This window comes from Saccharopolyspora endophytica (genome assembly GCF_018070075.1).
Classification (GTDB): Bacteria; Actinomycetota; Actinomycetes; order Mycobacteriales; family Pseudonocardiaceae; genus Saccharopolyspora; species Saccharopolyspora endophytica.
Map to the genome: position 1 here is coordinate 26,647 of NZ_JAGPXE010000020.1, position 15,093 is coordinate 41,739.

General features: G+C 70.7%; 9 protein-coding genes. 6 read left to right on the forward strand and 3 right to left on the reverse strand.

The annotated features are described in order from the left end of the window. Window positions 1-391 precede the first annotated feature (391 nt). From KBO27_RS31585 to KBO27_RS31600, 4 genes are all read left to right on the forward strand, one after another. Window positions 392-1,657 carry an aspartate kinase gene (locus KBO27_RS31585; RefSeq protein WP_132673341.1) on the forward strand — a complete coding sequence of 422 codons (1,266 nt, stop codon included), beginning with the start codon at window positions 392-394 and terminating at the stop codon, window positions 1,655-1,657. Further along, a complete protein-coding gene (locus KBO27_RS31590) occupies window positions 1,657-2,709 on the forward strand; it encodes an aspartate-semialdehyde dehydrogenase (RefSeq protein ID WP_210973519.1) in 1,053 nt (350 codons plus the stop codon). The genes KBO27_RS31585 and KBO27_RS31590 overlap by 1 nt, the downstream gene beginning before the upstream one ends. A gap of 162 nt (window positions 2,710-2,871) precedes the next feature. After that, window positions 2,872-3,441, forward strand: a complete 570-nt coding sequence (locus KBO27_RS31595; RefSeq protein WP_246538654.1) for a Uma2 family endonuclease — start codon at window positions 2,872-2,874, stop codon at window positions 3,439-3,441. Window positions 3,442-3,497: 56 nt separating this feature from the next. Next, window positions 3,498-4,970: a gluconokinase gene (locus KBO27_RS31600; protein WP_210973520.1), complete on the forward strand. Its 1,473-nt coding sequence runs from the start codon at window positions 3,498-3,500 to the stop codon at window positions 4,968-4,970. A gap of 23 nt (window positions 4,971-4,993) precedes the next feature. Here the strand turns inward: KBO27_RS31600 and KBO27_RS31605 are convergent, their stop codons facing one another. The 3 genes from KBO27_RS31605 to KBO27_RS31615 form a co-directional block, all read right to left on the reverse strand. Next, window positions 4,994-7,090 carry a dynamin family protein gene (locus KBO27_RS31605; protein WP_210973521.1) on the reverse strand — a complete coding sequence of 699 codons (2,097 nt, stop codon included), beginning with the start codon at window positions 7,088-7,090 and terminating at the stop codon, window positions 4,994-4,996. Then, window positions 7,087-8,898 (reverse strand): dynamin family protein, encoded by a 1,812-nt coding sequence (locus tag KBO27_RS31610; protein WP_132673347.1) that lies wholly within the window; start codon window positions 8,896-8,898, stop codon window positions 7,087-7,089. Before KBO27_RS31610 ends, KBO27_RS31605 begins: the two co-directional genes overlap by 4 nt. A gap of 174 nt (window positions 8,899-9,072) precedes the next feature. Next, window positions 9,073-10,731: an IniB N-terminal domain-containing protein gene (locus KBO27_RS31615; RefSeq protein WP_210973522.1), complete on the reverse strand. Its 1,659-nt coding sequence runs from the start codon at window positions 10,729-10,731 to the stop codon at window positions 9,073-9,075. A 300-nt stretch (window positions 10,732-11,031) separates the two neighbouring features. Here KBO27_RS31615 and KBO27_RS31620 point away from each other — a divergent pair, with 300 nt between their 5' ends. Further along, window positions 11,032-12,387 (forward strand): Hsp70 family protein, encoded by a 1,356-nt coding sequence (locus tag KBO27_RS31620; RefSeq protein WP_210973523.1) that lies wholly within the window; start codon window positions 11,032-11,034, stop codon window positions 12,385-12,387. A gap of 121 nt (window positions 12,388-12,508) precedes the next feature. Next, the gene (locus tag KBO27_RS31625; RefSeq protein ID WP_210973524.1) at window positions 12,509-14,968 is read left to right on the forward strand and encodes a helix-turn-helix transcriptional regulator; all 2,460 of its coding nucleotides are present in this window, start codon (window positions 12,509-12,511) and stop codon (window positions 14,966-14,968) included. Window positions 14,969-15,093: the final 125 nt, after the last annotated feature.

Below are 15,093 nucleotides of genomic sequence, written 5' to 3' on the forward strand. Positions count from 1 at the left end.
GTGTACCCGGTCGCGTGCCGCCGCTCACTCGCGACGTCTGCTGTTTCCGCTGCGTAGCCGCAGTGTTTCCGGTATCCCCCAGGGGTGGTTCCAGCGCGCCCTGCGTGGTGGACAACCCTACGCTCCGCTCTTGTCGACAATCGCGTCCAACAGGGTAGACGTGACGTTCGTGATTGGGGTTCACCCCCAGTGGTCGGTAGGCTAGTCCGGCAGCGGAGCGACCTGGTAGAAGGCCGTTTCGGTCGTGATCGACCGACGCTGTCTCCCGCCGGTCGCGGGGCGGAGGGCGCATCCCACCAGCGGATGTCCCACTGCTCTTCGTCCACCCGGTGTCAGCACGGGGACAACCCGTGCCCGGGACGGCCGCAGCGGTCGAGGAGGTTTGTTTCACGTGGCGCTCGTCGTCCAGAAGTACGGCGGTTCCTCACTCGAGAGTGCTGATCGCATCAAACGGGTCGCCGAACGCATCGTCGAGACCCGCAAAGCGGGCAACGACGTCGTGGTCGTCTGCTCCGCGATGGGTGACACCACTGACGAGCTGCTCGACCTCGCCAAACAGGTCAACCCGGCACCGCCGGAGCGGGAACTCGACATGCTGCTGACCGCCGGGGAGAGGATCTCCAACGCGCTGGTCGCGATGGCCGTCGAGTCGCTCGGCGTGGAAGCCCAGTCGTTCACCGGCTCGCAGGCCGGCATGATCACCACCTCGGCGCACCAGAACGCGCGGATCGTCGACGTCACGCCGGGCCGCGTCCAGGAGGCGCTGGCCGAGGGCCAGGTCGCGCTCGTCGCCGGGTTCCAGGGCGTTTCGCAGGACACCAAGGACATCACGACGCTCGGACGTGGCGGCTCGGACACCACCGCGGTCGCGGTGGCGGCTGCCATGAACGCCGACGTGTGCGAGATCTACACCGACGTGGACGGCATCTACACGGCCGATCCGCGCATCGTGCCCGACGCGAAGCACCTCGACCACATCACCTACGAGGAGATGCTGGAGATGGCGGCGACCGGCGCGAAGGTGCTGCACCTGCGCGCGGTGGAGTACGCCCGCCGCTACGGCGTGCCGCTGCACGTCCGCTCGTCTTACTCGCCCAAGCCCGGCACGACAGTGTCCGGTTCAGTGGAGGACCTTTCCGTGGAACAGGCGATGATCACCGGCGTCTCGCACGACCGGTCGGAGGCCAAGGTCACCGTGCGCGGTGTGCCGGACAACCCGGGCGTCGCGGGCCGCATCTTCCGCGTGGTCGCCGACGCCGAGATCGACATCGACATGGTGCTGCAGAACATCTCCGGCACCGCGTCCGGCAAGACCGACATCACCTTCACGGTGGCCCGCAGCAACGGTGCGGTCGCCGTGGCGGAGCTGGAGAAGATCTCCGGTGAGGTCGGCTTCGAGGAGGTCGTCTACGACGACCAGGTCGGCAAGGTCTCGCTGGTCGGCGCGGGCATGCGCTCGCACCCCGGCGTGACGGCCACGTTCTGCGAGGCGCTGTCCAACGCGGGCGTGAACATCGACATCATCAACACCTCGGAGATCCGCATCTCGGTGCTGATCCAGGACACCCAGCTCGACACCGCCGTGCAGGCCCTGCACGCGGCCTTCGAGCTCGGTGGCGACGAGGAAGCGGTCGTGTACGCGGGGAGTGGTCGCTGATGGCACCTACGCTCGCCATCGTCGGCGCTACGGGCGCCGTCGGCACGGTCATGATCGACATCATCAACAACCGCGACTCGGTGCCGTGGGGTGAGATCCGGCTGATCGCCTCGCAGCGCTCGGCGGGCAAGAAGATCACCGTCCGCGGCGAGGACAACACCGTGGTCGCGCTGGCCCCCGAGGCGTTCGACGGCGTGGACATCGCGCTGTTCGACGTGCCGGACGAGATCTCCGCCGAGTGGGCCCCGGTGGCGGCTTCGCGCGGTGCCGTCGCGGTCGACAACTCCGGCGCCTTCCGGATGGACCCCGAGGTGCCGCTGGTGGTGCCCGAGGTCAACCCGGAGAAGGTGCACGAGCGCCCCAAGGGCATCATCGCCAACCCGAACTGCACGACGCTGTCGATGATGGCGGCGCTGGGTGCGCTGCACCGCGAGTTCGGTCTGCGCGAACTGGTCGTCTCCTCCTACCAGGCCGCTTCCGGTGCTGGTCAGGACGGCATCGACCGGCTCTACGCGGAGCTGGAGGCGGTGGCCGGCAAGCAGCTCGGCGTCCGCGCCGGTGACGTCGCCGAGGCCCTGGCCGCGGCCGGTCTGTCCGCCGAGACCCCGTTCAAGGCGCCGCTGGCGCTCAACGTGGTCCCGTGGGCGGGTTCCCGCAAGGACGACGGCTGGACCTCCGAGGAGCTCAAGGTCCGCAACGAGTCCCGCAAGATCCTGGGGATCCCGGAGCTGAAGGTCTCCGCGACCTGCGTCCGCGTCCCGGTGCTGACCACGCACTCGCTGGCGGTGCACGCCACCTTCGAGCGCGAGGTGTCGGTGGAGCAGGCGCACAAGCTCTTCTCCGACCAGCCGACGATCGTGCTGGACGACGACCACGACAACGGCGTGTTCCCGACCCCGGCGGCCGTCGTCGGCAGCGACCCGACCCACGTCGGTCGCGTCCGCCAGGCGCTGGACTTCCCGAACACGCTGGACTTCTTCGTCTGCGGCGACAACCTCCGCAAGGGTGCGGCCCTCAACACCTACGAGATCGCCGAAACCCTCGCCAAGTGACCTGATCACCGGCACGACAAGGGCGCCTTCCTCCTGGCCACAGGGGGTGGGCGCCCTTATTGTTGCTGTGCGGTGGATTCAAAGAGCACTCGAACGTGGGTTTGTCCTCAGTGGAGCTTGGAGCGCGTGATCGGCGCGGCTATTAGTGGAGGCATGTCCGTGATGACCTGGCCCGACCACCTGATGACCTTGGAGGAGTTCGAGCAACTCCCCGAGGACAACTCGCGGCGCTACGAGCTCCAGGAAGGCGTCCTCCAAGCGACCCCGAAGGCCATCAGCTACCACCAACTCGTCATCAAACGCCTCACCCATGCCCTCGACAAGGTCTTGCCAGAGGGCTGGACGTCCCTTCCCGAGTCGGAAATCGTGCTCGCCGAGAGGTATCCGCCGACCGTGCGGATTCCGGATGTGGTCGTCTTGAGCGAGGATCGGGCGGAGGACGGAACCAAGCTGTACGGCCAGGATGTGGCGCTGGCCGTGGAGGTGCTTTCGCCCGGATCGCAGCGTTCCGACAATCTGATCAAACGTGCCGAGTACGCCGAGGCCGGAATCCCGGCGTACTGGATCCTCGACGTCGAGTCGCGTCCGAAACTGGCGGCGAACGTACTCGTCGACGGTGTGTACAAGGAGATCTTCAACGGGGCGGGTGTGTTCCTGACAGAGCAGCCCTTCGACCTGCGGATCGATCTCGATGTGCTCCGGAAGCGGACCGGGTCGTCGAAGCGGGAGTGATCCTGGGCACGCCGCCTGGGCCGAACGGGTGCGAATCGGGCGGATAGGTTCGGGGCATGAGCTCTGTCCCGGTCGTTCTGGGTGTCGATCTCGGCACCACCGCCACCAAGGTCGTCGCCGCAGGCACCGATGCGCGGGTGCTGCACACCACCGAGCGCGGCTACCCGCTGCGCACCGACGAGTCGGGTGAGGCCACCCAGGACGCCGCGGAGGTGCTGCGGGCCGCGATCGAGGCGCTGGCCGACTGCGCGGCGTGGGCGCGGGAGCAGGGGCACGAGGTCGCCGGGCTGTCGTTCAGCAGCGCGATGCACACCCTGGTCGGGCTGGACTCCCGAGGCGAACCCGCCACGCGCGCGTTCAACTGGGCCGACACGCGGGCCGCCGATGTCGCCGCGCGACTGCGCGCCGAGCCGGAGACGTCCTCGGCGCTGCACCGGGCGACCGGAACTCCCGTGCACACCCAGTCGGTCATGGTGAAGCTGGCCTGGCTGACCTCGGGCGGAGCCGACATCGGCGAGGTCGAACGCTGGTGCGCGCTCAAGGATTTCGTCGTCACCGCCTTCACCGGCGAGTTCGTCACCGAGCACTCGCTGAGCTCCGGCAGCGGCCTGCAGGACATGCACTCGCTGACCTGGCACGAACCCGCGCTGGAGGTCGCGGGCATCCGCGCCGAGCAGCTGCCCGAACTCCGCGAGCCGACCGCCTCGGTCCCGCTCGCGCCGCAGGTCGCCGAGGCCGTCGGGCTCCCGGCCGGGCTGCCGGTCGTGCTCGGCGGCGGTGACGGGCCGCTGGCCAACCTCGGTGTGGGCGCGGTGGCTCCCGGTGTGGCGGCGCTGTCGCTGGGCACCAGCGGCGCGCTGCGGGTGACCCGGGACAAGCCCGGCGTGGACGACCGCTGCCGCACCTTCAGCTACGCGATCGCCGACGGCCTGTGGGTGATCGGCGGCGCGGTGAGCAACGGCGGCGTCGCCGGCCAGTGGGCCGCGGAGGCGTTCGGCGTGGACGTCGCCGACCTGCTCGACGAGGCCGCCCAGGTCCCGGCCGGGGCCGATGGCCTGATGGCCCTGCCATACCTGCTCGGCGAGCGCGCGCCTTGGTGGGAACCGGGCTTGACCGGGGCCTTCCTCGGCTTGCGCCGCTCGCACGGCCGCGCCGAGATGACCCGCGCCGTCATCGAGGGCGTCGCCCAGCAGCTCGCCCTGGTCCGCGACGCGGTCACCGAATCCGGCGCCGAGGTCCGCGCGGTGCGCGCCACCGGCGGGGGTTTCCGCAGCCGCATCTGGGCCGAGACCATCGCCTCCGCCCTGAACATGAACCTCGACCTGGCCGAGGGCAGCGGCGGATCGGGTCTGGGCGCGGTGCTGCTGGCCTGGCGGGCCCTGGGTGAGATCGACTCGCTGGCCCACGCAGCGGAGCTCGTCGCCGTCGAGTCCCAGGTCGCCCCGGACCCGGCCGCAGCGGACCTCCTGGCGCGCCGCCGGCCCCTCATCGACCAGCTCCATCACACCCTCCGCGACCTGTCCCTCTGACTTCGGACCGGTCCTGAGGCGGATCAGCCTCGGGAGTGGCGGCCCGAGGGGGTCGGATCGACGTAGTGGGAGGACTCCTCGGGGTCCGGCTTCGCGTGGCTGCCGGTCGGCTGGTTGACCGCGGAGCGGGAGCGGGACTCGCCCTGCTCCGGCTCGGCCCGCCGCCGGCGGCCCGTGCTGGTGCCCACGTCGCGGAGCGCTCGGCGCCCGGTCGGGTGGTCGTTCTGCTGCAAGAACTGGGTGGCAGGGGTCTTGCCCGGGGTGTCCGTGCTGCGCGCCGAGGTCGACCACTCGCCCTGCCGGGCTTGGGCGGCGGCCTGCTCCTGACGGGCTCGTTCCGCCTCGGCGGCCTGGCGGGCCTGCTCGGCTTCTGCCGCGCGCCTGGCCTGCTCGGCTTCAGCGGCCTGCCGGGCGCGTTCGGCCTCGGCTGCCTGCCGGGCCCGCTCGGCCTCCGCGGCCTGGCGGGCCTGTTCCGCTTCAGCGGCTTGCCTGGCCTGCTCGGCTTCGGCCGCACGCCTGGCCTGCTCGGCCTCGGCGGCTTGCCGGGCACGCTCGGCCTGCTGCGCCTGCGCCTGCGCCTGGGCCTGGGCCTGCGCCTGGGCTTGCGCCTGGGCGGCGCGGGCTTGTTGCTGGGCCTGGGCGGCCTGCTGCGGATTCCCCTGGTTCTGGATCTGGTGCAGGATCACGCGTTCCGCGCTGCGCAGGACGGTCCGGACGGCGTCGCGGTGAGCGCGGTCGAGCATCGGGTTGACGGCCTGCTCGCGCCAGCGGGAGAGCGTGGCGGTGGCCTCGTCGGCGACGTCGGCGATCATCGCCGTCTCGTCCAGGCCCAGCCGCGCGTGCGGTGAGTGCCCGGAGGCGCCGAGCAGCCGCTTGGCCTCGGCCTGCAGCGGGCGGGCGAAGCGGATCTGCCCGGAGTCCAATGCGGACAGAGCGCGCAGCTCGTCCCACTCGTGGGCGTTGGTGAGCACCCGCTCGAACTCGCCGAGCAGCTGCTGCACCCCGGGACGCGGGTTGGCGCGCAGCACCATGTCCACCGCCAGCAGCGCGGAACGGGCGCGCAGCGCGTCCTGGCGTTCCACGAACTGCGAGTGCAGCGTCTCCTGCAGGGTCGTGAGCCCGCTGGCCTCCAGCAGCTCCTGCTGCAGCTGCTGGGCCGTGCCGACCCCGCCGCGCAGCAGGTCCAGCGAGCGCGCGATGCCGTAGTGGCCGAAGCGCTCCAGCAGCCGCTGCCGGATCTCCGACGGCACGGCCTCCAGGCCCGCCTTGATGAACCGCTCCGCGGACAGCAGCAGCGTGTCCCGGTCGGTGTCGGAGAGCCGCGCCAGGTAGGCGAGGATCTTGAAGTCGTCCTCGGTCATCGTCGACGACGCCTGCCCGAGCAGGCCGACGACCGGGATGAAGTGCTGGGCGAACGCGCTCAGCGTCGGGTCGGCGCGGTAGCGGTCGGCGATCCGCTCGGCGGCGGCCAGCGCATCGGCGCCGCCGTCGCCGGTCTCGTCGGCGCGGGAGAACGCGACGATGGTGTTGATCGGCACGGAGCGCGCGGTCTGCAGCTCGTTGACCGACTGCAGGAACTGCAGGTCGGTCTGGCGCGGGTAGCGGGTCAGGTAGAGCACCGCGTCGGACTCGGAGAGGATCTGCGCGAGCGCGGAGCGGCCGGTCTCCTGCACGGCCGCCGAGGCCACGCCGGGCGTCTCGATCAGCGTGATGGCCTGCAGGCCCGGTGTCGGGGATTCGATGACCAGCCGGGAGACCTCGTCCGGGCGCCAGTGCTGCAGGTCCCGGATCGTTGCCGAGTCCAATGTGGACACCGGGACGTTCTGCACCGCGCCGTGCGGGGTGTGCACCAGGATCTTCGGTTCCGGCCCGTACTGGTAGAACGTCGTGACCTGGGTGCGCTCCTCGGCGTCGGTGGGCGCCAGGTCGGTGCCGATCAGCGCGTTGATCAGCGTCGACTTGCCCGACTTCACCCGCCCGCTGACCGCGATCCGCAGGGGTTGGTCGAGCCGTTCCAGGCGGTCGCGCAGCCACGTCGACGTGCGCGGGTCGTCGCGGTAGAACGTCATCGTCCGCATCAGCAGGCCCTTGGCCCGCTCCAGCAGTGCTTCGGTGCTCATGCGGCGGTGATCCGGTTCTGCGTGAGCTGGGTGACCCGCCGTCGGAGCACGGTGATCTCCTCCAGCTTCTGCTTGATCTCCCGCGCCCGCTGGTCGCGGTCCACCGCGCTGCGCTCCGCGGAGCGCTTGATCGCCTGGATGGACTGGCTGATCTCCATCTGGGCGTCCTCGGTGATCCGGGTGAAGTGCTTGTGCAGCGCCTTGTGGATCGCGCGGATGGTGTCCTTCGAGTCCTTGTTGACCTGGAAGATCACCTGCTCGATGTGCCGCTGCACGTTGCTCTTGGCCTCGGTCTGGCGGCGGCGCAGCCGCATGTCCTTCTCTTCCTTGAGGCTCTTGGAACCCAGCAGCACACCGGCCGAGATCGACACGACGTTCATCAGCGGCAGCCCGGCCATCGTGGTGATCAGGCCGAACATCAGCACGCCGCCGTAGGAACCGCGCAGGCCGGTGAGGACCTTGTCGGAGTTCTTGTAGTCGGCGCCGGTCGGCAGCTTCGGGCCGGGGACCTCGTCGAGGGGGTCCGGTGCCAGCACCGGGTTCAGCTCGGGCGGGCGGCTGAGCTGCTGCGGCGGCATCTGCTCGGCGACCATCTCGGCGAGCCGCTGCTGGCGCTGCTCCAGCCAGCCGAAGGTCTCGTTGATCGCATCGGTGAGCCGGGCCTGCATCCACCGGATGAAGTCGTCCCAGATCATCAGCGGGTCGGCGACCTCGAAGATCTCGTTGACCTCGTGCAGCACCGCCCAGGTGCGTTCCCGGAAGTCGTACTCGATGTCGGTGAACAGCTCGGAGATGCCGTCGTTGAGCGTCTTCTGCCAGTGCTGCGAGATGCGGCGCAGGTCCTCGGCCCGGCGCTGCGCGGTCTCCAGCTCGACCAGAGTTTCGGCGGCGGTGCGCGGGTTCTGCGCGGCGAGCTCGGCGCGCAGCGAGTCGTTGATCTGGGTCAGCGCCTCGGAGACGTTGTGCGCCACCAGCCTTCGTGTGAACTGCTCGTGCTGGCCGGCGAGCTCGGTCTGCAGGAACTCCAGCAGCTGCGGGAATCCCGACTCGGCGTTGAGGTTGGTGTTGCGCGACTGCATGGCGCGCATCCGGATGTCGGCCGAGACCGGGAACAGCTTCGCCGAGACGCCCGCGTTGCTCAGGTGCTTGCGGTTGACCTCCAGGACCTTCCGCCAGTGCGGGGTCCGGTCGATCTTGGGCATCACCAGCGCGATGTTCGGGCACAGCGCGGTGGCCTGCTTGAGGAACGCGAGTTCGTTGGTGGTCAGTTCCTGGGTCGAATCGGACACCATCAGCAGCGCGTCGGCTTCGGCGACCACGGAGAGTGTCGTGCTGGTGAGGAAAGATGAGACGCTTCCCACACCGGGGGTGTCCATGAGAGCCAGACCGTTCTGCAGCACCGCTCGGGGGATGCCGATCTCACCCCGGGTCACCGGACGGCCGTTGGCGACGGCGCGCTCCATGTGCTCGCGGACCTGGTCGATCGGCACCGGAGTGCGGTCCAGCGCGATCGGCCCGCGCGCGGGTTCCTGCTCGATCAGCAGCGCGGTGGGCTCGTCGGCGTAGCGCACGAGGGTCGGCACGGTCGTGGTGACGTCGTCGCCGGACGGGCACACGGGAGCGTTCACGATGGCGTTGACCAGGGCGGACTTTCCCTGCTTCGACTCCCCGACGACCAGCACGAGCTGGGTCGGGTCGAGGACTCTGGTCCTGATCTGGCGCAGGCGGCCATGCAGATCGGCGCGCTGCTGCTCGGCGCACTCGGCAGTAGCGCGATCGATCAGTTCCACCAACGCCGTCTCGATCACGGCGGCCATTGTGTCGTGCCGCGGCGGTTAGAGAAACCCAATCGGTTGAACTCACATCGCTGGCGCGCACTCGCTGTGTTGATGAGGCGCGTGAAATTTTCCGGAATGTGAAAAATGCCGGGATCCGCTCAGGGGCGGATCCCGGCACCTTCAAAGCTCAGTCGCGGAGAGCGATCAGAGCAGGCCGTCCAGCGGCAGCGCGTCCGTGGCGGTGCTGGTCAGGTCCTCCAGCGGCTCGCCGACGATCGGGCCCGCGACCGGCAGGTCGCTCGGGGCCGGCAGGTGCGAGGCCACGTCGCCGACCGGGGCCAGCGGAGCGGCGTCCAGCGGCAGCGCCGAGGTGACGTCCTCGACCGGCAGCGCGTCGGTGGGCAGCGCGGAGGACAGGTCGTCGACCGGCAGCGCGGTGACGTCGCCACCGGCAACGGTGTCGGTCACGGAGCTGGCGAGGTCGCCGGCGACCGGGACGTTGGCAACGGCGTCGGTGACCGTGCCGGTGACGTCGCCGAGGGCCTCGGTGCCGACCGGGACGTTGTTGACCAGGTCGCCGCCAGCGGCACCCGCGGTCACGTCGCCCACGACCGGGACGTTGCTCAGCGCGCCGGTGGCGGTGTCGGCGACCTCGCCGACGACCGGGACGTTGGAGACGGCGCCGGTGACGTCACCCGAGGTCACGTCGCCCAGGGCGTCGCCCACGACCGGCACGTTCGCGCCGGCGTCGGTCAGCGTGCCGGCCACACCGGTCACGTCGCCCGAGGTCACGCTGGCGGCCACGTCGCCCACGACCGGCACGGAGCCGATGGTGCTGGTGGCGGTGGAGGCGATGTCGCCCACGACCGGGAGGCCGGCCACGACGCCCAGCGCGTCTCCGCCGGAGACGGTGGAGGTGAGGTCACCGGCGATGCCGGTCACGTCGCCACCGGCAACGGTGCCGGCGATGTCGCCGACGACCGGGGCCTCGGAGACCTTGGCGGTCAGGTCACCGGCGATGCCGGTCACGTCGCCCGAGGTCACGTCGCCGACGACGTCGCCCACGACCGGGGCGTCGCCCACGACCTGGGTGACGTTGGCGGCCACGTCGCCCACGACCGGGGCGTTGGTGACCACGTCGGTGACGTTGCCCGAGGCCACGTCGCCGACCACGTTGGTGACGTCGCCGTGCACCAGCGAACCGGCGGCCGACGCGACGTTCAGCGAGCTGTCGAACACGTGGGTGGCGGTGCTGGTGACCGAACCGACGGTGGAGGACAGGTCGAGGTTGTCACCGATGTTGACGGTGTTGCCCGACAGGATCTGGTTGCCCGAGAACACGTCGTGCACGTTGACGACGTTGTGCGAGTCGACGTCGTTGTGCTCGATGTCGACGTTGGTGTCGCCGCTCGGGGCAGGAGCCGGGGTGGGCAGCTGAGCGTCGACGTCGCCGCCGGGGCCGAAGTCGTCAGAGGGGGTGTTCTGCAGCATGCTGAGTTCTTCCTGCTCGTGTGGATGTGCGGGATGCAGTTCGCTGATCGCGACATGCTGGTTGCTCGCGGCGTACTTCTCGACGCTGCTCGAAAGCGAGCGGTCGTACGCGTTGACCACCTCGACCGGCGCGTAGTCGAGGACCAGCGACGTGGCTTGCAGCACGTCTGTCGCGCTCATTTCCCCGAGTCCGACCTGATCCAGCGTGGCTTGCGGATCAGCGTCGAAGGCCGACCGTGCGGCCGGATCGCTGACGAGGCGCGTGAGGAACTCGTGCAGCGTCGGTTCCGCGGACAGGCCGGAGTTGGAGTTCGTCCCGGGGTCGGAGATGGGGGACTCGGCCTGACCAGAGGGGTGCTGAGGGTTCGCCATCGTCGGACCTCCCGATGCTCAGCGGTACTCGGCTAGGTGGACCGAGTGAGGTCGTGCCGTTCCCTCACTCCTGTGTTGATCACAGTAGGGATGGGGCACCCCCCAGCCATCGGGTACGACTCCTAGTTATCGAGATCTCTATTAGGGGATCGGTTAGGTAGGCCGTTGGGGGGTAGCTAGGGGAGTCCGGAACCGCTCCGTAATCGAATGCCGCTAAATTGTGGGCACCCCGGCCGCGCGCAAGACCCTCGATCGGGGAACCTGGCAGGCACACGCGAGTCGGTGACACGAAGGGATTGCATGCCTTACGTCCTGGGCGTTCACCTGGGCGCGACGGTGACGACCGCCGCCACGGCCAGGCGCGACGGTGGCCGCTGGACGGCGACCGTTCCCGTGCCCTTGGCGACCAACGGCCCGGTGGTGCCGACGGTGCTGTGCAAGGTCCAGGACGGATCTTTCGTGGCCGGGGAGGCCGCCGCCCGCCAGGAGATCAGCCACCACGAGTGGGTCGCTCGCGGCTTCACCAGCAGGCTCGGCGACGACCTGCCGCTGGTGGTCGGCAGCGAGTTCGTCCCGGCGCAGCGCCTGGTCGCCGCGATGATCGAGTGGGTCTCCGACGCGGTCACCCAGCGGCAGGGGCACCCACCCGAGCACATCGCCGTGGCCCACAGCTCCAGCTGGGGCCCGCACCGGGTGCACCTGGTCCAGCAGGCGCTGGCCCAGCTCGGGATCAGCGAGGTCACCCTGATCCCCGAGCCGACCGCCGTCGCCCTCGACTACGCGAGCAAGCAGCGGGTGGAGGAACAGCATCCGCTTGTGGTCGCCAACGTCGGCGGCAGCGGCTTCGACGCCACCGTGCTGCGCCGCCGCCACCCCACCTTCGACGTCGTCGGCTCGCCGCTGAGCACCGACCACCCCTCCGGCCAGGACCTCGACGACGCGCTGTTCGGGCTGATCGGCGAGCAGTTCCCGGCGCAGATCGGCGAGCTCGACCCCTCCGACGTCAACCACCGGGCGGCGCTGGCCAAGCTGCGCGGCGAGTGCGTGCGGGCCAAGGAGGCGCTGTCGCACCAGGCCGGTGTGTCGATGTGGGTCGACCTGCCCGGCGTGCGCACCGAGTTCGGCATCTCCCGCGCCCGCTACGAGCAGTTGGCGCGCCCGCACCTGGAGCGGGTGCCCGACCTGATCTCGCAGGCCGTGCAGTCGGCGTCGCTGCGCCCCGACGACGTCGAGACCGTGGTGTTGGCGGGCGGGACCGCGCGCACCCCGATGCTCAAGCAGCTGGTCTCCGAGCGGTTGCAGACGCCGCCGTTGGTCGACGTGGCACCCGAGCTCACCGCGGCCAGCGGAGCCGCGCTGGCGGCGCAGAAGGTGCTGTCCACCGACACCGACCGGGGTTCGGTCGCCGAGACCAGCGTGCTGATGCGCGTCGAGGGCTTCGACACCGACGACGACGTCGACGACGAGCCCGAACCCGTCGAGCGCCCGCCGATCGACGTCGAGCCGATGCCGATCGAGCCCCCCGACGAAGCGCGGGCGAAGCGCATGAAGATCATCAAGCTCGTGGTCGCGGCACTGCTGATCGCCGTGGGCATCGTGATCACCTTCATGACCAAGGACCACTCGATCACGGGTGTGATGGACCTCCTCAAGTAGCTCCGCGATCGCGATTTCGTTAACGGAACGGCATACCGCGCAACTGGATCCGCCCCCACCACCGTCAGCCAACTGATCAGGACCGCTCGACCCAGGTGACCGGACGACAAGGAAGGCAGGCGTGAATCACCCGACGACATCCCGCGCCGCCCTGGTCACGGACGGGCACGCGGCCGGATTGCGGTCGGCCGTCGAGGCCTCCCCGGGCTCGCCGATCGTGGCCGGCATCCAGGGCGCAGGCGGGTTCGGCAAGACCACGCTGCTCGACGCCATCGCCACCGCCTACCGCGAGGCCGACGTGCCGGTGCTCGGCGTCCGGGACCTCGACCGCGCCGAGCACGGAGCGCTGCTGGTCGACGACGCGCACCGGCTCGACGACGAACTGCTGGTCCGGCTCAGCGAGATCGCCCGCCGCCCGGGCATCCGGCTGCTGGTCGCCTACCGGCCCGGCCCGCGCAGCGCGGCGCTCGGCGAGCTGATCGCCGAACTCGGCGCTCCCGTGCTGCTCGCGGCGCTCGGGCTGGACGAGATCGCCGAGCGGACCGAGGGCAGCGCGCTGGACTGGGTCGGCTGGGTGCAGACCCAGACCGGCGGGGTCCCGCGCTACGTCTCCCGGTTGCTGGCCGAGGCCGTTCCCGGACGCGCCGAGCTGCCCGCCCGCGCGCTCGACCACTTCCAGCACGACCTGGACCAGCTAGGCGAGATCGGCTGGGGGTGCGCGACGGCGATGGCCATCGGCGCCACCCCGCACCCGGACCTGCTCGCCGTCGTCGTCGGCACCGACAGGTCGGCGGTCGGCGCCGTGCTGGCGGCCATGCGCTCCGGCGCGATGCTCGGCTCCGAGGACGTGCTGCTGCCGATCGTGCGCGCCGCGGTCCTGAGGTTGACGTCGTGGGAACTCCGGCTGCGCATCACGCGAAAACTGGTGGAACTCCAGCTCTCCCGCGGCGGCCCGGTGCTGCCGCTGGTCGCGCCGCTGCTGGAGGCGCCGATGGCGCTGCTGCCGGAAGCGACGCTGGCCACGGCCTTCGAGCGCGCCGGTGAGGAGGCCGTGCAGGTCGCCCCGCACCTGGCCGGGCGGATGCTCGCCGCAGCGGTGTCGGCCGGCGTGCCCGCGGGCTCGGTGATCGCGCGCCAAGCCCGGGCGGCCGCGGTGGCCGGGAACCTCGACGAGGCGCTGCGGCTGGCCGACCGGGTGATCGTCGACGAGAACGCGCCGGATCGCGAACTCGGCGTCCAGGTCGCGGCGGGCGTGCTGGCGCACCGCGGACTGCTGGAGCGCTCGGCGGAGCTGTGCCGCTGGTCGGCGGCGAAGCTGCGCTGGCCGGGGGACAGGGCGTTCGCGGCCGTCGGTCTGATCGGAGCCGGCCGGCTGGCCGATGCCGAAGAGCTGCTCAAGACCGGTGACGACGCGGGACCGCCGACCTCGATGACCGGTGCGGCGGCCCAGATGGCCGCCGGTGTGCGCGAATCCGTCGTCGGATCGGCCACGACCGCGCTGTCCACGCTGGTGCGCGCCGCCTCGCTGTCGGAACCGCTGGGGCGCGGCGTGTTCGTGCCCGACACCCCGGCGGCGGTGGCCGCGCTGGTCGCGCTGCACTGCGGTGAGCTCGACGTCGCGCAGTCCACGTTGGACCGCGCGGTGGAGACCGGCGCGGGCGGCGCCCTGCTGCACAACCGGCACCGGCTGCTCGCCGCCTGGTTGCCGCTGGTCAAGGGCGACACCGTTACCGCACGCGCGAAACTGCCCGAGGCGAGCGAGATGGCGGCCCGCGACCGGCTGATGGCCACCGCGATCGAAGCCGGGATCGCCAGCCGGGACAACGACATGACCGCCCTGGCCACGGCTCGCGCGCAGGCCAGGCAGGTCGCCGCGGAGCACTCGGTGGACCTGTTCTCGCTGTTACCGCTGGGCGAGCTGGTGGTGGCCGCGGCCCGGTTGCGCGACCAGGAGTGGATCGCCCCGTACCTGAACGAGGCGAAGGCGCTGCTGGAGCGGCTCGGCAACCCTCCGCTGTGGACGTCGATGCTGCTGTGGAAGCGCTTGCAGGCGGCCATCGTCCTGGAGGAGAACGACTCCGCGGCCCGCTTCGCCGACCAGCTCGACGCCCTCGCCCACCACAACGCGCTGGCGGCCGCGATGGCCGAGGCCGCCCGGATGTGGCTGCGGGTCCTCGGCGGTGAGGTCGATCAGGACGAGGTCGAGCGCATCGCTCGCGGCCTGCACGGCGCGGGTCTGGCCTGGGACGGCGCCCGCCTCGCCGGGCAGGCCGCCATCCGGACGCACGACCGCCGCGCGATGCTCGCGCTCCTGGAGTGCGCCCGGGCGCTGCAGGGCAAGCCGCCGCGCCCCCGGGCCGTGAACGCCGGAGGCGCGGATTCGGAACTGCTCTCCGAGCGGGAGAAGGAAGTGGCCGAGCTGGTGGTCGCGGGCCTGACCTACAAGCAGGTGGGCAAGCGCCTGTTCATCTCGGCGAAGACGGTCGAGCACCACATCAGCCGGATCAAGCAGCGGCTCGGCTCGGCGAACCGCGAAGAGCTCCTCACCCGCCTCCGAGAGCTCCTCGGCAAACCTGAATGACCCGTTCGGGGGTCCCAGTGGGGTGGAGCGTTCACCAGCGGTTCTGGTCCGAACTGACCGGACGCAGCAGACGTCGATCATGGACGGTTCGGACCAGAACCGCCCCGCGGTGACGAGGCGCTCCC